Source organism: Paraburkholderia sp. BGA-UO-ETr-F21 (assembly GCF_059567925.1).
This window is the reverse complement of record NZ_JCAQOY010000039.1, coordinates 587,159-606,819: the sequence shown is the minus strand read 5'-3', so window position 1 is coordinate 606,819 and position 19,661 is coordinate 587,159. Positions and strand designations below refer to the sequence as shown.

Below are 19,661 nucleotides of genomic sequence, written 5' to 3'. Positions count from 1 at the left end.
TGTTGATTATTCGAAACTGCGGCGTCGCTGAACGGACCGGCCGGCTCCTGTCCGACGGTTCGTGAAGTTGAATTACCTCGGATCGCTGTCCGGTAACCACCCCTCCTCGATCCGCTCTATCAGCATCGTGTCATTCCATGAGCCTCGAATGGGGAGCTTTCGCTGATCTTGGGTGATCTGACCGACGCGCCATTCCTTCTCCCCATCCCATAACCACCAGTCGACTACCTTCCCGACGGCCGGATCCACGACGCCAGCTCGGAACACGGGGATATCCGTCGAATGATCCGGAATTGCGTATCTACCGATCTTTCGAACGATGCCGCGAGAGAAAGCCGCTCCTACAGGAAAGAAGATCCAGAAATTGGTTTCTGTCGCTACGAGCGATTCCAAATCTGCAGGTGCGTCGGTGAACACACCCGGCAGCACGCGGATAAGTGAGCCCATCGGAGCGACTTTCTTCACATACTGGAAGTATGCCTCGCCGCCGGACGTCCGGATTCCAAAGACATCTCCTGAACGAATCAACTGACTCTCCTTATCGAGCTCTTCGACGAGGCATTGTCAACGCCCCCCGGGATTGAGTCGAGTGTTTCCTGTTGGCCGAACCCGGGCCGACGCAAACCTCGCAGCATCGCTGATCGCAGCAGATATGCGAAAGGCATGGGTCGGCCACAACCGGTCGATGAAATCTCTACAAAGCAGCCACTCGTTCGTGTTCCGGGTGAAGACCATTCCGCTTATATACGCGCAGCATTCCCCGACTACTATTGCGTTGCGATCTACGTGGTTTGTCTCGATTCGGGTACTGTGGCCACTTTGAATACGTCGGGATATTCGTGACGAAACCAATCTTTCACCTGATCGTGATTCAGCGCAAAGAATTCGCGCGATCGCGGTATCAGGACGAAACCGAAAGCGAGGAGACATGTGGCGAGACCGAAGCATGTATAGACCTTGCCCACCGCCCAATGTGTGAGCGCCACGCCTGCGATCATAGGTCCAATAATGCCGGCAATCTGCGTGGTCATCATGCTGGCAGCGAGAATGCGCACGCGGAAATCCTGCGGGACAGCCAATGAGCGGTGAGTCGCGCCAACGAGTCCCATCGATGCATTGGCGAAACCCACACATGTAAGCGCCAATACGAGAACGATGGGTGAATGGGCCCAGCCCGAAGCGGCAAGTGCCAGCCCTTCACACATAGCAGCCCCCACCCGGACATTGAATCGGCCGAAACGACTAACTAGTGCATCAGAACCACGAAAGCTGCCGAGTAGCAAACCTATAGATAGGGCCGCTTCGCAACCGCCGAGCCAGAGACCCGACAGCCCGAGTGATTGAACTTTGAGCGGGATCAGCATGCCGACCGCAGGGCCTTGGAATATCCACACTAGGAAATTGACAAGTGTCCAGCCGCGCTCCAACGGGACGACCCATTTAGCGTGCAGTCCGGCGCGTAGGTCTCTCCACCAACGGGCTAAACTGCGATGGCGTTCGCGCTGCTGAGACTGGGATGGAAGCTGCAAAGCCACGTAGGCAGCGACGCCAAGCAGAATGCCATTCATCCAGAATGTTGCAGCGATACCGCCCAAGGCCAGTGTCGCGCCAGCCAATGCTGGTCCTAAGCCGCGGCCAACCGCTTGCGTCGATTTACGAAGACGGAGCGCTTCGGCCAAACGATTCGCCGGAACAAGTTCAGCCGAAATGGTAGATCTGGCCGGATCGATGAAAGCTTTCGCTATAACGGTGACCACGCCTATGCAGATAATGAGCTTGAGCCGGTAAAGGGACAGCGAGGCGAGCGTAGCGAGGGTAAAGGCGACGACCATTAAGGCGCAGATACCCCATACAATCTGCGGTCTCTTTGCGTATCGATCCCCAAGTGGTGAAAGCAGCGGCATCGCAAAAATCGTAGTGACGGCAACGCCTACGCCGTAGATCGCAAGGTCATGTGCACCGCCACGATGAACGATCCACCAAGGCAGCGTGATGTAGCCAACCATGTCTGCCAAGATCGTCAGAAAATCGCTGAGAAGCAGACTGGCAAGAGATGGAAGCGTCGCGTTTATGCGAGATTTGATTCCGCGAGGCACCGTCTTCTCCCTTTTTTAGCTCGATGATGCTACCTCAACTTCTTGCCCGTCGTTTAGATGAACGTTACCAGATGCCGGTGTTTCGCTAGTGGGACGATAAGTGGTCGATTCGCGACTGACGATGCCTCGGATGGCGACTGTTACCAATTTACAGGGGTACGGCGACTGGCCGAAATTGGCCGACTGGGGCCTCACGCCTACTCGGGTCCGTCAAAATCCTGACGCAGCGAACAAGCCGGCTTTATATTGATTTGATTCGAAAAAAAACGGTCCAACAGCCTCAAGTAACGTCGAATCATATTTTCCCTCCTGGTAGGCAAAATTTTCCCAGACGTAGGATTCGCGATCGCGCCGCACGAGGGCCGAATATGCGCCGCAGCCAACATCGCCGCACTCTGGGCAGATGTAAAGCAGCACACGCTTTCCGTTCTCAGGCGGAACATCGAGCAGAGTCGCGCGAGTACGCTCGCATGACTCTGCATACCCACTCACAAAGCAACCCATGAAATCCGAGTGTCCTCCAGCATTTTTCACCAGCATTTCCAGCAAAGACTGTCCGTCTATCAGGAAGTCCGCAGAGGTTCTCTCAGTGCGGGTAGCAGCCCCCGACACGGTCCCTGGTCGATGAAGTGTGCGATGTCCAAGTAGGTTCATGTTCGTATACGGAATCGGCTTAATTTGTCGGCGTTGTCAACGATTGAGGAGCCCGTGTCGAATGTCCGTTCGTGGCCGAGGCCGTGTCAAAACCCGGCCAATCACCTACACTGAATCAACCTTTTAGCGCGAGAGGCGGAGATGGGTCGATTCGTCGAAGGTGCGAACCGCAATCAGGCAACGCTGCTGCCGGAATGTCTCGAAGACTTCATCGCCGAAGACAATCCCGTCCGGATAGTCGACGCATTTGTAGACGAACTCCAACTGACCTCCTTGGGATTTGACGGGGCCACGCCCGCGATCACAGGCCGACCGTCTTACCATCCGGCCGTGCTGCTCAAAATCTACATCTACGGCTATCTCAATCGCGTGCAATCGAGCCGACGTCTGGAGCGGGAGTGTCAACGCAATGTCGAACTGATGTGGCTGACTGGTCGCCTCGCGCCAGACTTCAAGACGATTGCCGAGTTCAGGCGCAGCAATGGTCCGGGGATTCGCAATGTATGCCGGCGCTTCGTGGTGATATGCCGTGACCTGAAACTCTTCACGCAAGCAGTCGTGGCCATCGACGGCAGCAAGTTCAAGGCAGTCAACAGCCGCGATAACAACTTCACACCCAACAAGATTGCGAAGCGTCAGGAACAAATCGAGCAAAGCATTCAGCGCTATCTGGATGCACTGGAGACCGCCGACCGCACACAACCGGCCGAGGTAGAAGCAAAAACCGAACGGCTACGGGAAAAGATTGAAACGCTGCGCGAACAGATGCGCGATCTGGATCATGCCGCAGAACTGTTGAATGATTTACCGGGAAAGCAGGTCTCGCTCACTGATCCCGACTCACGCTCGATGATGTCGCAAGCCAAGGGCACAGGTGTGGTCGGCTACAACGTTCAGGTGGCTGTCGACACGAAGCATCACCTCATCGTGGCCCATGAAGTGACGAACATCGGTAACGACCGGACGCAGTTGAGCCCGATGGCCAAGGCCGCCCGCGATGCCATGGGCAAGAAGACGATCAAGGCGCTAGCCGATCGTGGGTACTTCAGTGCCCCGGAGATCAAGGCGTGCGATGACGCCGGTATCGCGGCGCTGGTGCCGAAAATGCAAACCTCCAGTGCAAAGGCTGATGGACGATTCGACCGGGCCGACTTCATCTACATCGCCAGAGACGACCAGTACCTGTGTCCGGCGGGCCAACGGGCGATTTACCGATTCAGTTCGGTCGAGCGCGAAAATCCGATGACCCTGCGTACCTACTGGAGTAGCGCTTGCCCGAAGTGCCCGATGAAAAGCCAGTGCACACCAGCTGATTACCGGCGTATCCGACGATGGGAGCACGAAGCGGTACTTGAGAAAATGCAGTCAAGGCTGGATCGCCAGCTCGACGCCATGACGATACGACGCCGAACGGTCGAACATGTGTTCGGCACGCTCAAGCACTGGATGGGTTCGACCCACTTCCAGACACGCCGTTTGGGCCATGTCGCGGCCGAAATGAGTTTGCATGTGCTGGCATACAACCTCAAGCGAGTCATCAGGATTCTCGGGTTCGCAAAGACGATGCGCGCAATGAAGCTGGCAGGCGCGTGAACTCGCGCGCCAACGTTGTTCATTGAGCAAAGCTCGATCACGTCATCCGCTTGCGTCTCGGTCCAACGCAATCGTGATCCCGACAGGACTTCACCAACCGGGCGTTCTGCACGTTTTTACACGGCCTCGGCCGGGAACGGAAGATCGGGCTGCCCGATGAAGCAGCGCACCGATAAGCTGGGCGACAAAGCCAAAGTGCCAGAATGAAGGTATGGCGTACTCGTGGTGACCCTCGACATCCGCTTGGCGAGCCCTTCGAGCAATGGCGTTCTCAGTTGGAATCATGGCATGCGAACTTGGCGCTCGCGGCACATGGGATGCAACTGGCCGAGTGCGTTCAAATCCGCCAGAGCGACCAATGCAATGTACAACTGATGCCCTATCCAACGCCGTCGTTCAGGCTGCGCTTCGTTCCATTACATGCCGGCTTGACCCGCGTTGCTCCTTGCTCGTCGAATCGAAATCGGTTGCCAGAAGCGGAACCGTAGCTGGACTGACGACCGAACACTTCGCGCCGGCTTGAGCCAGGATGCGATTCAGATACAAATAGAAGTATTCGAGTTGTCTCGCGTCCGAAGCGCGCGGTTCGAGGTCAAACTCATTTTCGAGCACGCGACGCGATAAGTGGAAACGCTGAAGTCCATGGACAATACGAGCCTGGAAGACGACGCCGTCACTGTCGTGCGGCACCGCTGCCCAGATGAGCGAATGGCTAGCCATACAGCCCCCCGTGATTCATGTCAGATCAATAGCTCGTCAATTCATGTTCGGATATCTCTGCGAGAGGCGAATCTTTTCAAAATTGTGACGCTTTGTGATTTGACATTTTTACCACGATCCATATATTGCAACACAACGGAGCAGCGGTAGTGCAAAGACGGAGGGTCTGCAATCGTGCGCCTACGGTCGCAATATGACAGGAGAAGGCGCCGTGACGACCTCTCAGACTGACACGTCAACCGCCCCTGTATTGCATGTCTTCGAGCAAGACGGCGGCTGGCATTGGGGCATCACCGTCCCACGCGTTCAGGGGAGCGGCTTCAAACTCATTGCATTCAGTGAGAAGACCTTCCTGGTTGAGGAAGCGGCCCGCACGGACGGTCGTCAAGCGCTGGTCAACCTGGCGGATAGTGGCACATCTGGCCGACTTGCCACCGAGGCCGCCGGACAGAGCTTTCGTAAGTCCGCTATGCGAAAATCAAACTCAACTCTTATAGGTCAGGAAGTGACAGCCATGGACCAGCCCCATACGAACCTTACGGCAGCGCTCCTTACGGTCGACTCGACACTGTGGTTTTCAGCCTACGGTTTTGGTTGGAGATACTGCGCCTTTGCGCTCCCTGCTGAAACGGTTTGTGAAAAGCTCGGTGCTGCGAACGAGACTCCGAAACAATTGATGCTTGCATTCGAGCTTGGCAAGCGCCGGCTTTTGCAGGTGATTGAGCAAAAAACGTTGCCTGCCACTGGCGAACGGATAACTCTGTCGACCGCTGACCTCTAACGACCGTTGACGCGCCGGAGGATCAGATACTACGCCCCCATTGAGCGGCTCGCGTTTGCGAACGTCCACTAAGGCACGCGCACCTGGCATTCGACTATCCGCCCAGGTGCACCGACAAAAGGCTGAAATTGGCCGGAGCTATGCGGTCCGCACCGCGACACGTGGGCGATGACCTCGACCGACTCTTCATAGCGAATCCGTTACTGCCCCTCAATGAACTTCTTCGCATGTCCCCCCTCGCTGAACCCCTAGAGCCTGTACTACCCACTGTATTAAATCCAGTTCTATATCAAGACGAGATGCCGGCTGTTGGGACGCCCGCGAACCCGATGCCGTCGCCTCAATACAACGGCAATGCATCCCGGATGGAATGAAGCGGAGTAGCACGCGCCTTTTCTGGCAACGGTTTCAACAAGGTTATTTCGGATTTATGACGAATTTTCACGGCACAACTTACCGCTGCAATCCAGCTGGGAAGTGACATCATGGAACTCCCGCCTTTAATCCCCATGGCCCCGCTTTCTGCCTGAAATCCGCCCTTGGAGTGAAGTCATGAAAAAAGTCCCTGCCGCCCTCGCCGTATCCGCTGCAATTGCCGCATCGGGTGCCCATGCACAGAGTTCGGTAACCCTGTACGGCCTCATCGACGCTGGTCTGATGTATACCAACAACGTCAAGACTTCCGCCACTGCGCACGGCAGCCTTTTTCAGGCAACCAGCGGCACCATTAACGGCAGCCGGTTCGGTCTGCGCGGCGCCGAGGATCTCGGTGGCGGTCTGAAGGCCATTTTCGTGCTGGAAAACGGGTTCAATGTGCAGAGCGGCAAGCTTGGCCAGAACGGCCGGTTGTTTGGCCGTCAGGCATTCGTCGGTCTGAGCAGCAGCGACTTCGGTACGGTGACGCTGGGCCGCCAGTATGACTCGGTGGTCGACTTCGTGGCACCGCTGTCCGGTACGGCCGGCACTTTCGGCGACACAGGCTTCGCACACCCGTACGACAATGACAACCTGAACCACACGCTGCGTATCAGCAACGCGGTCAAATACACGAGCAGCAACTACGCAGGCCTGAAGTTCGGTGGCCTCTACGCGTTCTCGAACAACACTGACTTTACCCAGAACCGTGCCTACAGCGCGGGCGCAAGCTACGAGTTCGGCCCGTTGAAGATGGCCGCCGGCTACCTACAGATCAATGGCAACGGCGCCGTCCCGCAGGCGAACACCAGCGGCGCAGTTGACCTCGGCGAAGCGCCTACCCAGACGGGCGGCTTCAGGTTCGGCGCGGACGTTCAGCGCGTAATCGGCGCAGGTCTGAACTACACGTTCGGCCCGGCAGTGTTCGGCTTCGTGTATACGAACAGCCACTATCAGGGTACACAATCGTTCAACCTCAACAACGGTTCGCAGCGCTTCGACAACTATGAACTGAACGCCAAGTACGCGCTGACACCGGCAGTTACGCTGGGCATCACCGACACGTACACCGACGCCCATCTGTCAGGTGCGTTCAATGCGACCGGTACGCAGTACGGCTCGGATCCGAAGTGGAATCAGGTCAACCTGCAGGCTGTCTATGCGCTTTCCAAGCGCACGGACGTTTACGCCGAAGGTATGTATCAGCACGCAATCGGCCATAACGTTGTCGCCTTTATCAATACGTCGGGTGGTGCGTCGTCGACGGCGAACCAGGTGGTCGGCACGGTCGGGATGCGCACGCGCTTCTAAGGGAGTTTGAAGCGAACGGGTGTTGTCCTGTCTAAGGGCGCAACAGCCGGGCACCAGCGAATCAACCCGCCGGTGCTGATTCATTTGGGCACGACCGATACGGCTTGCCTGAAAAGGTCGCGTCCAGACGTGTCGGGACTCTCGTCACTAGTCCGGACGAAACGGCGGTCCCGGCGCAGTAAATGCTGTGTTAGTTAGAGTCCGCAGATACTTGCGCCGACGCGACTTTCCCTAATTGCCAGAGAGTTCGTGCCCCCGCTGCTTTCTATGCTCGTGGCGAATGTCGTTACCACGAACCGCATAGACGACGGACTCCGCGATGTTGGTGGCATGGTCCCCGATACGCTCGATGGATTTTCCAATCAACAGGTAGTCGAGCCCAATCTGGACGATCCGAGGGTCCTCCTTCATGGACGCGACAAGCTTGACTACGATGGCGCGAAATTCGGCATCGATAGCTTCGTCGTCACAGACAATCTGTGCAGCCGCCGCTGCATCCATCCGCGCAAATGCATCCAGCGCTCTACGAAGCATGTGCGAAGCCATTTCCCCTGAAGTCCTGATTTCAGGGATATTGAGTTTCCACGCACCGGCGTCCATGGCGACGCGGCGAGTCCGCTTCGCTATCTTCCGGGCCTCGTCGCCAACACGCTCAAGGTTGGCTGCGCACTTCGAAGCCGCCATCAGAAGGCGCAAGTCGGAGGCTGCCGGCTGCCGGCGAGCAATGACGTTGACTACTTCGTCGTCGATTTCTATCTCCATGAGATTGAGCTGACGCTCGGTTTCGCCAACATGCTCAAGAAGTGCCAGATCGAATGTCTTCAGTGCTTCCAGCACGCACGCAACCTGCGACTCGACCAGACCACCCATTTCTAGCAGTCTCGTTGAAAGCGTGGCAAGTTCAGCATCGAACCTGCTCGAAAGATGCTTGTCTGACATGCTCTGCCCTCGACTACGAGTGACTATCCCCTGCGAGCGCCAGTCGCGTGCAGCAGAATTGGCGCCGAGTTATGACTTTGCGGGGCGACCGGTCTTGACCGTTTCGACAGCATAAACCGCAGCGATCAGGCGCTTCATCGATGCGGCCTCCAGTAGAACAAGTCCCGCGCGCAGAAGCTCACTTTTTTTGGCCGACACGCCCGCGTCGAGACACGTCTGCTTCAGTTTTGCGATTTTTTCGTAGTCGGACTTCGGCATTGTGAAGCTATCGCGCACGACTTTTTCTTTCTTCACACGCTTCGCTTTTTCCTCTGCGGCAGCGCTGGTTGCCGCCGCTTCCACCGCTGTCGCCCGCTTTTTGTTTCTTCGCCTTTGTCGGGGCAGCCTGACTATCAGTAGCTACCGCCTGCGTCGCGTCCGCTTGTCTCTCATCAGATACGGTACGCCCATCGGCACTTTTCGGAAAGTGAAATGCTTTCTTCGTCGCCTTCCTGGCGCGGGGTTCAATCATGAGCACCGCCAGATTCAAAAAACGATATAAACAGTATATACCGTTTAAGAGATCTTTCCTGGCAGCATGATGGATTGTCCCGACGCGCCGCACGAGCCGAAAAATGTCCACAGAATCTGTTCGCAAGGCATTGATAATCATATAGCCGGCCTCGCGCCGTTCCGGTAGGACGGCTGGCGTAGAGTCAGGGTTGCGACACCGATGTGACGCACAGGAGGCCGGCATGAAAAAGTTTAGTGGAATCGACCTGCACTCGAACAACAGTGTGGTCGTGGTCAGCGATGAGGTGGACCACATCGTCTATCAGCGGCGGTTGCCAAACGACGCGTTGCAGATCCGCGCCGCACTGGCGCCGCATCGCGAAGAACTGGAAGGCGTGGTCATCGAGGCGACGTACAACTGGTACTGGTTGGTCGATGCACTGCTTGCGGATGGATACCATGTTCATCTCGCCAACCCCGCAGCGATCAGGCAGTACGAGGGGCTGAAATACAGTGGTGACTTCACCGATGCGGCCATCTCGCACAATTACTGCGTCTGGGGCTGCTGCCCGAAGGCTACATCTACCCCGCGGACGGACGGCAGGTACGCGACCTTGCACGCAAACGGATGCAGCTCGTGCAGTGCCGCACCGCCCAGATTCTCGCGATCGGCAACCTGTTCGCGCGGCATACTGGTTCTCAGATGCACGGGCCGCAGGTCAAGCGTCTCGATGGCGCGCAGGTGAGCCGATTCGGTTTTGCGCCGGACGTAACGCTCGCGATCCGGGCCAACCTGGCGGTCCTGCAAACGCTTCAGCAGCAGATCGAGATCGTCGAAAAGCGACTCATGCAGCAGGTGAAACTGAATCCGGATTACGCGCTGCTGAACACGGTGCCCGGCATTGGTCCGGTGCTGGCGACCACCATCATGCTGGAAACAGGCACCATCTCGCGCTTTGCCACCGTTGGCCACTTCAGTTCCTACTGTCGCTGCGTGGACAGCAGGCGCGAAAGCAACAGCAGGAAGAAAGGCGAAGGCAACACGAAGAACGGGAACCGCTACCTGGCATGGGCGTTTGTCGAAGCGGCCAACTTCGCGATCCGTACGTGTCCGCAAGCCAGGCGCTTTTACGAACGCAAGAAGCGAATGCGCAACGGCATCGTTGCGATCAAGGCACTGGCGCACAAGCTGGCCCGCGCCTGCTATCACATGCTTCGGGAGCACAAACCATTTGAGACAGTTCGCTGTTTTGGCTAGCAGGTGATGCAAGGGGAACGAACCCGGTAACTTGACTGGTGCACAGCCATGGCTTTGATTGGGTCTTTCCTTTGCTTCACCTCACCGACTGTCTGCAAGCAATCGGGTCGCCCGGGCGGGGAGCCACGTTTGACTGGCGTTGCAAACGCAACAGCCACGGCTTTGACCAACCCCTTGGACCTCGTCCGGCACCAACGTTTCTCCGGGGCGGCCATGGCCGCCAGGGCACACGTGACTTACCTCACGGCATGCTTGATCCAGATGGGTGTCTGGTGCGATCCGTTTCGCAACCAGCTTTGAGAAACCGGATGCGATATTGATCCTGCAGACAGGAGACGCACCACAAGCGTCCCTGCGATTGCCATGTCGATGAAACACATATCGACATGGCAATCGCAGGGGGAAGAGATTTGTACCTTGACTCCGGCCGACTAATGGGTGTCAAGTTGGCGGCAGGAGGCTATCTGTTTAGCCCAAGTGTAGTTATCCTTATCAGATAGCTTTCTCGGCTGCGCGAGTAGCAGTCCAAGCATGCCATGTGGCGAGACGTTGTTTGAGTACGGCGCGATGAGACGCCGCGTTCATCTGATTTCTGGGCAACGCAAAGTGCTGCCGGATTGGGCCGAAGCATGAAAGAAACGCCTGCGTGCGACACGCATCGCGAAAGCCGCACATCTGGCGTTCGCGCCTGCGTGTCGGCTGGTGGCTGTTCTCGGCTCTGTTGTTCACGCGTGCAGCCGCTTTGACGAAAACGTGCTTCACATGACGGAGCTCTGGGATGTCAGCCTTAGCCGCGGCATAGCTGCGCAACTGGTCGGTAACTATTTTGCGCGGCACCGGGTTGGAACGCAGCACCCTCCGGAAGAAGCGCTTTGCCGCAGCCTTGTCGCGTCGCTTTTGCACCAGCACGTCGAGTTCGACACCATGTTCGTCGACGGCTCGCCACAACAGATACGGCTCGCCGCGCAGCGTCACGAACATCTCGTCCAGATGCCAGGTGCTGCCTGGCTTGCGCCGCGCCGCTTTGGCGAAACGGGCGAATCTGGCACCAAACTTGTCGCACCAGCAACGGATCGTTTCGTACGTGACCACGACACCACGTTCGAGCAACAATTCCTCGATGTCGCGCAGGCTCAGGCTGAATCTGAAATACCAGCGAACCGCACAGCTGATGACGGCGGCAGGGAAGCGGTGACCGTGATAAAGCGATTTCGTTTTCTTCATCGCTTCATTCTACCGCCGCCTCTCCATCAACCTGACAGAGCCCTTCGTTCCGCAAGAGAAAGATTGTCTGACTGTTCGCCCATCGTCATGCGCAAATCAAAGATTGTTATGACATCGCGGTCTTTCAACGCCCCGCCTTCGACTCGTTCTTGCAAGCGCTATAGATCGTACGGACGCGCGGCGACCGGTAATCCATCCGCCAATCATCCGTGAATAGTTGCGCAAGTGAATCGGAATCTGCAAGCCCCGGCAACCCGGCAAAACCAGCATGCTCAAGCAGATCGCTGATGCTGCGCTTCGCCCAGCCAGGCAACGTGTCCAGATGCTCTGTGATGTGTCTGCGCACCCTCTCCGGGCTCTGAGGCAGCACCACGCGAACTCCGAGAGCAGGCTTCGCAATCGGTTGTAGGTCGCGGTCCGCTCTTCAACGAAACCTTGTCGTGTCCGATGCAGGCAAAGCGTTGCCGGCTGATGTTCGTCCTTCAGCGGCACAAAACGCATGCGTGGGCGCGTCACCGCTTCGCGGATCGCAGCAGCATCCGCCGCATCGTTCTTGCCGCGCTTGCCAGACATGCGATAAGGCGCCATGAGCTTGACCGTATGGCCGTGTTGCTGGAACAGGCGTGCCCAGTGATGCGCACCGGAGCAGGCCTCGATGCCGATGACGCTCCACGGCAACTGCGCAATCAACATCGCCAGTTGATTGCGCGGAACGCGTGGCTTGACCAGCATCGCTTTACCGGCCTCGTTCACGCCGTGAACGGCGAACACATTTTTTGGCGAGATCGATTCCGATAGTGACAATAGACATGGACCTCCCCTCTCGCTGCTGTCGATGAACGTTCGCAACTTCATCCTGGCACATTGATGCCGACTCGCGGCTTCCGCCGCAGCCTCAGGATGGGAAGTCCCTTTCATTCTCTAACCTCAGTGTTGTTCGAGTGAAAGTCTACTCCGCAGAACCTCATGTCGACTTCCGTGAGGTCTAAAGGCTTACTTCACTTTGACTCTACCTCTAGGCCTCTCGACGCGAGGCCCAGGCCCGCTACATGGTTATCGATGCCGACCGCAGGGGTGAGCGAAATTGCACTCAGAACGCGAGACGCGGCGCGACATACCCGCCATAGTTCTTCGTCGAGACGCCTGTTCCTTGGGTCGGCATCGTGTAACCGGCTACGAAGTGCCCCTGGATGTATTTGCCGCCCTGGTCCGCACTGTCTATGTGGAAAGCGGCGAACGCGATGATGGGGACGAATGTCTTGTTCTCGATTTGCGTGCCGACTGGCATGAGGACGGTCGTTGCCGTCGGAATGCTCTTGTAGACAGCCGCCTTGACACCCGGGTCGATGTAAATGCTGTCCCCGATCGACAGTGAGGTCGGATTCCCGTTATCGATCAAATTGACGACCGTCGGCGTGTCGTTGGCGACCACGAGAAACGATGTCCACTGCCCCGCCTCGCAAGAAGCGCCATATTCCTGGCCGTTGCCGACCTCGAATTCATAAGGCTGGCCTGCCGCGTCAAACTTGGGCGCATTCTTCGTCGAGTCCCAATATTGGTTGTACACGCATTGATCCATGACCATGGGAAATAGCGCTCCAGCAGGTACCGCGGATGGCGGCGCGATGACCGCGACGGCCGTTGCGCTGTCGGCCGTCGTCGGCATGCCGAGCAGCGTGCCGAGCAGCAGGTGCACGAGGCCGCCGTTGCTCGCGGCATTGCGGGAGATCGTCACCTGTACTGCGGGTTCCAGCAATTGGCCCGCTGGCGCCGGCAGCGTGACATTACCCGGCGCGAGCAGCGTGGGCGACGACGCGGCGACGTCCCAATATCCCGCCGTGACCGATCCGCTCGTAAGTTTGACGCCGTCAGACGTATTCAACGCAACGGCCGCCGTTGCGGACGAGGCCGCCCCAGCCCAGTTCGGTCCGCTCGTGCTGCCTTGCGAGAGCGCTCCGGCGCCGGCGAGCGCCGCCGCATCAGCGCCATTTTGCAATTCGCCACTGACCGTGAAGACACGCGGCAGATCAATCGCAAAAGCCCCGATGATCAGCAACGCAGTGAACGTCAACAAAAACCAAAGCGTTACCGAACCGCGCTCTTGCGAACTCGCACGCACGCACCGGCATAGGCACACGTCGCGGCTCACGGATGGACGGCAAAGCATCGCTGCCGCGGCTCGGCGGGAACGCACTCGCTTATTCACAGTTTTTCACCGCGACAGCCTTCACCGTAATAGGCCCTGTTATCACACTGAAAGCCGAGCCGAGCACAACACCGTTGTAGGTATAGCTGATGCTCACCTGCAGCGGATTGCTGCTGCCTGCCGACGCGCACCCGCCCGTCGGGGTCACGTTCACGGTGGGGGGCGTCGCCGTGCCGCTTGTCACCAGACTGTTCTTTGTATAGGCAAGCGCAACGTTCTGGATTTGGGTTTGAGTATAGGACGGCACACGCAGCACGACGCCCTGGCGCGCCGCTTCCCCTGCGGCATTCGTGATTACGGCCTTGTCGCACAGCACCATGCTTACGTCGACGATGCCGAAGAGCACCATCAGCAGGAACGGCGTCACCAGCACGAACTCTAGCGAAACGCTGCCGCGCGCGCGAACACGGGCACCGTAGCCGGGGCGCCCGCGCCGCTTCAATGGAGCACTCCGCGAGCAGCGACACTTGCTGCCGACACGGGCCGTGTTTCCGCTGCGCCTGCAACACCCGCGCTGCCTGCATCACGCCTGGCGGTGCCGAGGCGCTCGCGCAGTTGCTGGTAGAAGCGTAGATTGTCGTCCGCCGATTCGGCCGGCATGTCAGTCACCAGGATGCGCCTCGCCGCCTCGCTGTTGCCGAGCATTCCATACGCCAGCGCGAGGTTTTCGCGAGCCTGCGGCGGCGCATCAGGCAAGCCGGCGATATCGAGCAGTACATTGGCGCCTGCGCGCGCATCGCCGGCCAGAATGAGCGACAAGCCGAGATCGGCCTTGAGCCCCGCGACCTCGGGGTGACGCTGCAAGGCTGCGCGATAGACCGCCTGCGCTTGCGCGTGCTTACCCTCGAGATCCAGCGTAGTGCCAAGCCCCTCGGCCGCCACCGCCTGGTCCGGGTGGGCTGCGCTGAGTGCGCGGTAGCGCTTCTCGGCCTCGTCGAGACGTCGCTGGCGCAGCGCGACCCGTGCGAGCCCGAGCACGGCGCGCGCATCGTCCGGCGCTACGGCCGCAACCTGCCCATAGAGGACGCCGGCGCGCGAGAGATCGCCGCTCTGATACATCGCATCGCCGAGGCCGAGCTGCGCAGCATTCGATTTCGGGTCGGTCTTCAGCACTTTTTCAAAAAGCGACATGGCAAGCGGCGTGTCGCCGGCCTCAAGGGCGCTTTCAGCGACATGCATGTCGGCCTGCGCATCGGGCCGATGGGTGGCCGCGGCAGGCTGTGGCGTCACGAAGTGGTTGCTCGCGCATCCGGTGGCGAGCAGCGCAGCGGCAAAGGGGGCCAGGAGCGCGGCGAAGGCCTTGCGCGCGAGCAACGGATGGGATGAGTTCAATTTAAGCTCCAGAAACCTTGCAGCGCTCAATGGCCGCGAAATACGGCAATGAGTCGAATAACGGCCGGCCCCGCAGCGATGAGTGAGACGGTCGGCATGATGAAGATCATCATCGGCAGCGTCATTTTCGGCGCGAGCTTCGCGGCCTTTTCCTCGAGCGCGACCATCTGCATGGCCCGTTCGGTACGCGACAGGGTGCGCAGCGATTGAGTAACCGGCGTGCCGTACTTTTGCGACTGCACCAGTGTGGTCACCAGTGCGCGCATCGTGGACAGCCCCACTCGAGCGGACATCGCGCTGAGTGCCTGTGCTGTGTCGTTGCCGATACTGAGTTCGTCCGCGGTCACCGTGAACTCATCGGCAAGCGGCGGGCAGATAACGCGCAGCTCGCGCGCCACGCGCTTGATGGCAACGACGAGACTATTGCCTGCGTTGGTGCAGACTACCAGCAGGTCGAGCGCGTCGGGCAATGCGGCGGCGATCGCCTTGCGACGATGCCGGATGAAGAATGCGAGCGCGTATTCCGGCAACATCATGCCGATAACGAATGCGCCCGCCATCAGGAGCGCGCGAATCGTAAAGTTCTGGCCGACTTTGGGCAGATGACCGCCGAGGGCGATGGCGCCGAGCGCGAGACAGGCTCCTACAACAATCTTGAGCCCCGACATGACAGCGATCGCGCGCCGATCGCGAAATCCCGCGCTGGCAAGCCGCACGGCCACTTTGGCGCGGTCTTCGGCCTGCACGACAGGTAGCCGTTCACCGAGCGCGGCGATCCGTTTGGCGAAGCGCTGCGGCATGCGTTTCGCTGCGTCGGCCATTGCGTTGTTGTCGACGCCCACGCGCGCCACGCTTTGCCGCGTGCGCTGGGCAATACGCGCGCGGTGGCTCCTGTCGCGCAGGACCAGCCACAGCGTGAAGCCTGCGAGCAGGACGAGCAAGGCGGCATTGCGCCAGAAGTCGGCGTTCATCATCGCGAGGTGTCCAGGTTCGAAATCTTGTTGATCGACCACAGCCCGATCGTGAGCAGCACTGCGGCGAGGGCGAGAATTTTGTGTCCGGCCCGGGTATGGGTGAGCGTGTCGAGATACGGCCGATTGGCGATATAGATAAAGCCCATGAGCGCGAACGGAACGGCTGCGATCATCTTGCTGGCCAGCCGCCCTTCCGCCGTGAGCGCCTTGCTCTTTGCGCGGATATCCCGCCGCATGCGCACTATGCCCGCGAGGTTCTCGAGCGTATCGCCGAGATTGCCGCCCGTCTCGCGCTGCAGGACGAGGCAGACCGAAAAGAACGAGAAGTCGGCGAGTCGCAGACGCGCCGCTGCCTGTTCGAGCACCTCCTTCAGGTCGGCGCCCACGAGCAGTGCATCGCCCATGGTGCGAAATGTCGTGCGCACCGGCTCCTCGCTTTCGACTCCGGCGACGCAGATCGCCTGCACAACGGGGATGCCGGCGCGCACCGCGCGGATGATGAGGTCGATAGTATCGGGAAAAACGGCGAGAAAGCGGTTCCTGAAACGCGCGATCTGCCAGCTATAGGCCCAACGCACAACGAGAACGGGAATGACAATGCAGGCTAGCACGCGCAGCACGGGCCCCACAGGAACGAAAGCAGTGGCGATCACCGATGCAATGAGTGCAGCGAAAGCGATGAGATAAATCGCGCGAACACCGCCCGGGCCGCTGACGGTGCATACGCGTTCATGCCAGGCCAAGACGACGGCGAAGAGCGCGTCCTGGTCGGCGAGGCTGCGCTTGGGGTGCAGCAGTTGCTCCTGAAGACTCCCGTCACGCTCGGCGAGGGCGGCCTTACTTTCGTCGCGCACCCCGGCCACACGCGCGCGGATGCGCGTACCCGCCTGCTGGCGCGCGATGCCGCGCAACGCGTGCACGATGAGCCCCCCGACAATGAAGGCGAAGAAGGTGCCCAGACCGATAACGTCCGCAGGTCTCATGATTGCATCGCTGTTAGCAGCGCCTCTTCGAGGCCATAGTACGCGGCGCGCTGGGCGAACACTGGACGCAGCGATGAGCATTCGAACGTGCCCCGTACCTGCTCTTCGTAAGCGGTTCCGTTGTAGCGGAACTTGAACAGATCCTGGGTGATGACGACGTCGCCTTCCATGCCCGCGATCTCGGTCACATGAGTCACGCGCCGCACGCCGTCGCGCATGCGTTCGATTTGCACGATCAGATGGACAGCGCTGGCAATCTGCCGCCGGATCGACATCAGCGGCAAATTACCGTTGGCCATCATCACCATGCTCTCGAGCCGCGTGATCGCATCGCGCGGCGCGTTTGCATGGACCGTCGTCATCGAACCGTCGTGGCCCGTATTCATCGCCTGCAGTACGTCGAATGCTTCCGTCCCGCGCGTCTCGCCGAGGATGAGCCGGTCCGGGCGCATACGCAGCGCGTTGCGAACGAGGTCCCGTTGAGAGATTCCACCGAGGCCTTCGCTGTTTTCGGAGCGCGTCTCGAGGCTGACGACATGCGGCTGTTGCAGCTGCAGCTCAGCGGCATCCTCGATCGTGACGACGCGCTCGGTTTCGTCGATGAAACGGGAGAGCGCATTGAGCAGTGTTGTCTTGCCGGAGCCCGTGCCGCCGGAGATGACGACGTTCAGGCGGGACGCGGTTGCGATGCGCAGTACGTCCACCATCTGCGTGGAGATATTGCCCTGCTGCGCCATCCGGCCGAGTGTGATGTTGCGTTTGGCGAACTTTCGGATCGAGATCGATGCGCCGCGCAGCGCGATCGGCGGCAGCACGACGTTCACGCGGCTGCCGTCGGCAAGACGTGCATCGACCATCGGGCTGCTTTCGTCGACACGCCGCCCGATTGCCGCCGCGATGCGCTGCGCCACGTTGATGACGTGCGCGTTGTCGCGGAATTTGAGCGCCGTCAGTTCAAGTCGGCCGCCGCGCTCGACGTAGACCTGATCCGGTCCGTTCACGAGAATATCGGTGACGCGTTCGTCCGCGAGCAAGGGCTCGATTGGTCCGATGCCGAACATGTCATTGAGAATCTCATCGACAACGAGCGTCTGCTCGGCCAGCGTCAGCGACAAACGCTCGCGAGTGGTCGTCTCGGCTGCGATCTGCTCGATTCCCGTGCGTACCTCGCTGCGCGACATCATGAGGGCCGCCGACATGTTCATCGACGCAAAGACGGCCGAACGGATCGCCCTGAACGTCTCGGAGCGGATCAGCGCTTCGCTGCGATCCGCGGCGGAGTGGCTCATTGCTGCGGGTGTAGCGCTCAACGAGGCCAGCGGCGTCTCGCGCCTGCTCGATTCCGGCTCGGCGGCCGCGGAGCCGGCGACCGCCTCGGATTCTCGAGGCTCATGGTGATGGGCGAGCGCCGGGCTCGCCGAGAGGAGATTGCGGCGGCCGAACATCAGCTCACCTTCCGCGTGGGCAACAGACGCTTGTACCACGGCTCGGTGGCCACTGCCGTGTCGCTGCCCGTGATCGCATTGGCCAGCGACACGATGGCCGCTGCGAAGGGCGAACGATTTGCGTGGGCAAGCATGCCAGCTTCGCCGAGGTTCTCAGCGAGGGCCAGACTCTGCGGCTCGTAGGGCAGCGAATGCACGGTCCCGCGTGCGAGCGCGTTGACGAAGTCGTCTGCGCGAACGCGCCCGGAAACAGGCTGTTGTGCTTCGTTGAGCAGCACCGTGATGGCGGGTGCTGTGTCGAGGGTCTGTGTGAAACGGCAAAGCCGCGCAGCTTCGCGAGCCGAATGAACGGAGAAGTCGGCGACGACGTGGACTGTCGAGCTACTATCGAGCGCTTCCTCGACGATCCTGCCCGCGCGCCCAGGCAGATCGAGCATGATGTAGTGGAAATGATGCTTGAGCATTGTCACAAGCTCGCTCAGCGCGCCCGTGCGGAAGGCGAACTCCTGGTTGTACGGGAGCTCCGCCGCAAGCAAGAGAAGACGATCGCTCTGGGCAATGAAAGCCTGATTGATTAATTGCTGGTCGAGCCGCTGCGGGTTCTGCAGCAATTCAATAAGCCCGTTGTTGGCGGCGACGCCGAGCATCGATGCGGCCGCGCCGCCGTACGGGTCGAGATCGACATAAGCGATCCGGCGCCGCGTCGTGTCGGCAAGATGAGAAGCAAGTGCGGTGGCAATTGTCGTGACGCCGACGCCGCCTCGTGCGCCAACGAACGCGAGCACCTTGCCCGTGCGTGCCGACGTGCCATCGTCGGTGGCAGTCAGCGCGCGCCGGACGAGTTCCGCGGTGAGTGGCTTGACGAGATAGTCCTGCACGCCGATATGCAGCAGGCTGCGAAACAGCCCGACGTCGTTGCGCTCACCAATGACGATGACCGCAACCGAAGGGTCGACGACCTCGGCGAGCCGTGTGAGATCGGAAATCGGCATCGTCGATCCCGTCACATCGACGATCAGGTGGCGCGGCGACTCCTTCAGTGAAGTCATGATCCCGATCGCATCGTCAAGCGAACCAAGCGTGACGTGCGAGGTAGCGATGCCCTGATCGACGACGACGCTCTTGACGACCTCGATGCTTTGCGCGTCGGAGACGACGGCGATGAGTTTCTCGGCACCGGACGGTTGTGCCCGGCGTTTGAGGATGTTCGATTCGAAAACGCCCATGTGTACACTCTCC

At 59.6% G+C, this 19,661-nt stretch carries 17 protein-coding genes and 2 pseudogenes; 4 read left to right on the top strand and 15 right to left on the bottom strand.

Annotation, left to right across the window (positions count from 1 at the left end):
* Positions 1-72: 72 nt before the first annotated feature.
* From AC57B1_RS32225 to AC57B1_RS32215, 3 genes are all read right to left on the bottom strand, one after another.
* Entirely contained in the window at positions 73-528 is a 456-nt protein-coding gene (locus AC57B1_RS32225; protein ID WP_496419758.1) for a hypothetical protein, read from the bottom strand.
* Positions 529-782: 254 nt separating this feature from the next.
* Positions 783-2,096 (bottom strand): MFS transporter, encoded by a 1,314-nt coding sequence (locus tag AC57B1_RS32220; protein WP_496419757.1) that lies wholly within the window; start codon positions 2,094-2,096, stop codon positions 783-785.
* A 210-nt stretch (positions 2,097-2,306) separates the two neighbouring features.
* Positions 2,307-2,645 (bottom strand): hypothetical protein, encoded by a 339-nt coding sequence (locus AC57B1_RS32215; RefSeq protein WP_408480374.1) that lies wholly within the window; start codon positions 2,643-2,645, stop codon positions 2,307-2,309.
* A 246-nt stretch (positions 2,646-2,891) separates the two neighbouring features.
* On the opposite strand from AC57B1_RS32215, the gene AC57B1_RS32210 reads away from it, so the two are divergent.
* The 3 genes from AC57B1_RS32210 to AC57B1_RS32200 all read left to right on the top strand — a co-directional run bounded on the left by AC57B1_RS32210 (position 2,892) and on the right by AC57B1_RS32200 (position 7,569).
* Positions 2,892-4,343 carry an IS1182 family transposase gene (locus AC57B1_RS32210; protein ID WP_091806819.1) on the top strand — a complete coding sequence of 484 codons (1,452 nt, stop codon included), beginning with the start codon at positions 2,892-2,894 and terminating at the stop codon, positions 4,341-4,343.
* Between the two features lie 931 nt (positions 4,344-5,274).
* Positions 5,275-5,844 carry a hypothetical protein gene (locus tag AC57B1_RS32205; protein WP_496419756.1) on the top strand — a complete coding sequence of 190 codons (570 nt, stop codon included), beginning with the start codon at positions 5,275-5,277 and terminating at the stop codon, positions 5,842-5,844.
* Positions 5,845-6,396: 552 nt separating this feature from the next.
* On the top strand, positions 6,397-7,569 hold the full coding sequence (locus tag AC57B1_RS32200; protein WP_496419755.1) for a porin: 1,173 nt from the start codon (positions 6,397-6,399) through the stop codon (positions 7,567-7,569).
* A 231-nt stretch (positions 7,570-7,800) separates the two neighbouring features.
* Here AC57B1_RS32200 and phoU read toward each other — a convergent pair whose 3' ends face one another.
* From phoU to AC57B1_RS32185, 3 genes are all read right to left on the bottom strand, one after another.
* Complete coding sequence (gene phoU / locus AC57B1_RS32195) at positions 7,801-8,508, bottom strand: phosphate signaling complex protein PhoU (RefSeq protein ID WP_496419754.1); 708 nt, start codon at positions 8,506-8,508, stop codon at positions 7,801-7,803.
* 69 nt (positions 8,509-8,577) lie between these two features.
* Positions 8,578-8,802, bottom strand: coding sequence for a hypothetical protein (locus tag AC57B1_RS32190; protein WP_496419753.1), 225 nt, complete (start codon positions 8,800-8,802; stop codon positions 8,578-8,580).
* Positions 8,774-9,160: a hypothetical protein gene (locus tag AC57B1_RS32185; protein ID WP_496419752.1), complete on the bottom strand. Its 387-nt coding sequence runs from the start codon at positions 9,158-9,160 to the stop codon at positions 8,774-8,776. The genes AC57B1_RS32190 and AC57B1_RS32185 overlap by 29 nt, the downstream gene beginning before the upstream one ends.
* 82 nt (positions 9,161-9,242) lie before the next feature.
* Between AC57B1_RS32185 and AC57B1_RS32180 the strand changes: the two are divergent.
* Positions 9,243-10,258 (top strand): annotated as a pseudogene (locus tag AC57B1_RS32180) (IS110 family RNA-guided transposase).
* Between the two features lie 492 nt (positions 10,259-10,750).
* Here AC57B1_RS32180 and AC57B1_RS32175 read toward each other — a convergent pair.
* The 9 genes and pseudogenes from AC57B1_RS32175 to AC57B1_RS32135 all read right to left on the bottom strand — a co-directional run bounded on the left by AC57B1_RS32175 (position 10,751) and on the right by AC57B1_RS32135 (position 19,648).
* On the bottom strand, positions 10,751-11,482 hold the full coding sequence (locus AC57B1_RS32175; RefSeq protein WP_496419751.1) for an IS6 family transposase: 732 nt from the start codon (positions 11,480-11,482) through the stop codon (positions 10,751-10,753).
* 268 nt (positions 11,483-11,750) lie between these two features.
* Positions 11,751-12,293, bottom strand: a pseudogene (locus tag AC57B1_RS32170) (IS110 family RNA-guided transposase); the annotation flags it as partial.
* Between the two features lie 279 nt (positions 12,294-12,572).
* Positions 12,573-13,649, bottom strand: coding sequence for a TadG family pilus assembly protein (locus tag AC57B1_RS32165; RefSeq protein ID WP_496419750.1), 1,077 nt, complete (start codon positions 13,647-13,649; stop codon positions 12,573-12,575).
* A gap of 31 nt (positions 13,650-13,680) precedes the next feature.
* Positions 13,681-14,037: a TadE/TadG family type IV pilus assembly protein gene (locus tag AC57B1_RS32160; protein WP_496419791.1), complete on the bottom strand. Its 357-nt coding sequence runs from the start codon at positions 14,035-14,037 to the stop codon at positions 13,681-13,683.
* A gap of 89 nt (positions 14,038-14,126) precedes the next feature.
* Positions 14,127-15,002, bottom strand: a complete 876-nt coding sequence (locus AC57B1_RS32155) for a tetratricopeptide repeat protein (RefSeq protein WP_496419749.1) — start codon at positions 15,000-15,002, stop codon at positions 14,127-14,129.
* A gap of 44 nt (positions 15,003-15,046) precedes the next feature.
* Positions 15,047-15,994 (bottom strand): type II secretion system F family protein, encoded by a 948-nt coding sequence (locus AC57B1_RS32150; RefSeq protein ID WP_496419748.1) that lies wholly within the window; start codon positions 15,992-15,994, stop codon positions 15,047-15,049.
* Positions 15,991-16,977, bottom strand: a complete 987-nt coding sequence (locus AC57B1_RS32145; protein ID WP_496419747.1) for a type II secretion system F family protein — start codon at positions 16,975-16,977, stop codon at positions 15,991-15,993. The genes AC57B1_RS32150 and AC57B1_RS32145 overlap by 4 nt, the downstream gene beginning before the upstream one ends.
* Positions 16,974-18,422: a TadA family conjugal transfer-associated ATPase gene (locus AC57B1_RS32140; RefSeq protein WP_496419746.1), complete on the bottom strand. Its 1,449-nt coding sequence runs from the start codon at positions 18,420-18,422 to the stop codon at positions 16,974-16,976. Before AC57B1_RS32140 ends, AC57B1_RS32145 begins: the two co-directional genes overlap by 4 nt.
* Positions 18,422-19,648: a CpaE/TadZ family protein gene (locus tag AC57B1_RS32135; RefSeq protein ID WP_496419745.1), complete on the bottom strand. Its 1,227-nt coding sequence runs from the start codon at positions 19,646-19,648 to the stop codon at positions 18,422-18,424. Before AC57B1_RS32135 ends, AC57B1_RS32140 begins: the two co-directional genes overlap by 1 nt.
* Positions 19,649-19,661 lie beyond the last annotated feature (13 nt).

Excerpts from the sequence above, each read along its gene's own strand:
- AC57B1_RS32145 (WP_496419747.1), bottom strand. The coding sequence starts at position 16,977 with ATGAGACCTGCGGACGTTATCGGTCTGGGCACCTTCTTCGCCTTCATT.
- AC57B1_RS32165 (WP_496419750.1), bottom strand. The coding sequence starts at position 13,649 with ATGCTTTGCCGTCCATCCGTGAGCCGCGACGTGTGCCTATGCCGGTGC.
- AC57B1_RS32185 (WP_496419752.1), bottom strand. The coding sequence starts at position 9,160 with ATGATTATCAATGCCTTGCGAACAGATTCTGTGGACATTTTTCGGCTC.
- phoU (WP_496419754.1), bottom strand. The coding sequence starts at position 8,508 with ATGTCAGACAAGCATCTTTCGAGCAGGTTCGATGCTGAACTTGCCACG.
- AC57B1_RS32135 (WP_496419745.1), bottom strand. The coding sequence starts at position 19,648 with ATGGGCGTTTTCGAATCGAACATCCTCAAACGCCGGGCACAACCGTCC.
- AC57B1_RS32200 (WP_496419755.1), top strand. The coding sequence starts at position 6,397 with ATGAAAAAAGTCCCTGCCGCCCTCGCCGTATCCGCTGCAATTGCCGCA.
- AC57B1_RS32175 (WP_496419751.1), bottom strand. The coding sequence starts at position 11,482 with ATGAAGAAAACGAAATCGCTTTATCACGGTCACCGCTTCCCTGCCGCC.
- AC57B1_RS32140 (WP_496419746.1), bottom strand. The coding sequence starts at position 18,422 with ATGTTCGGCCGCCGCAATCTCCTCTCGGCGAGCCCGGCGCTCGCCCAT.
- AC57B1_RS32210 (WP_091806819.1), top strand. The coding sequence starts at position 2,892 with ATGGGTCGATTCGTCGAAGGTGCGAACCGCAATCAGGCAACGCTGCTG.
- AC57B1_RS32150 (WP_496419748.1), bottom strand. The coding sequence starts at position 15,994 with ATGATGAACGCCGACTTCTGGCGCAATGCCGCCTTGCTCGTCCTGCTC.
- AC57B1_RS32160 (WP_496419791.1), bottom strand. The coding sequence starts at position 14,037 with ATGGTGCTCTTCGGCATCGTCGACGTAAGCATGGTGCTGTGCGACAAG.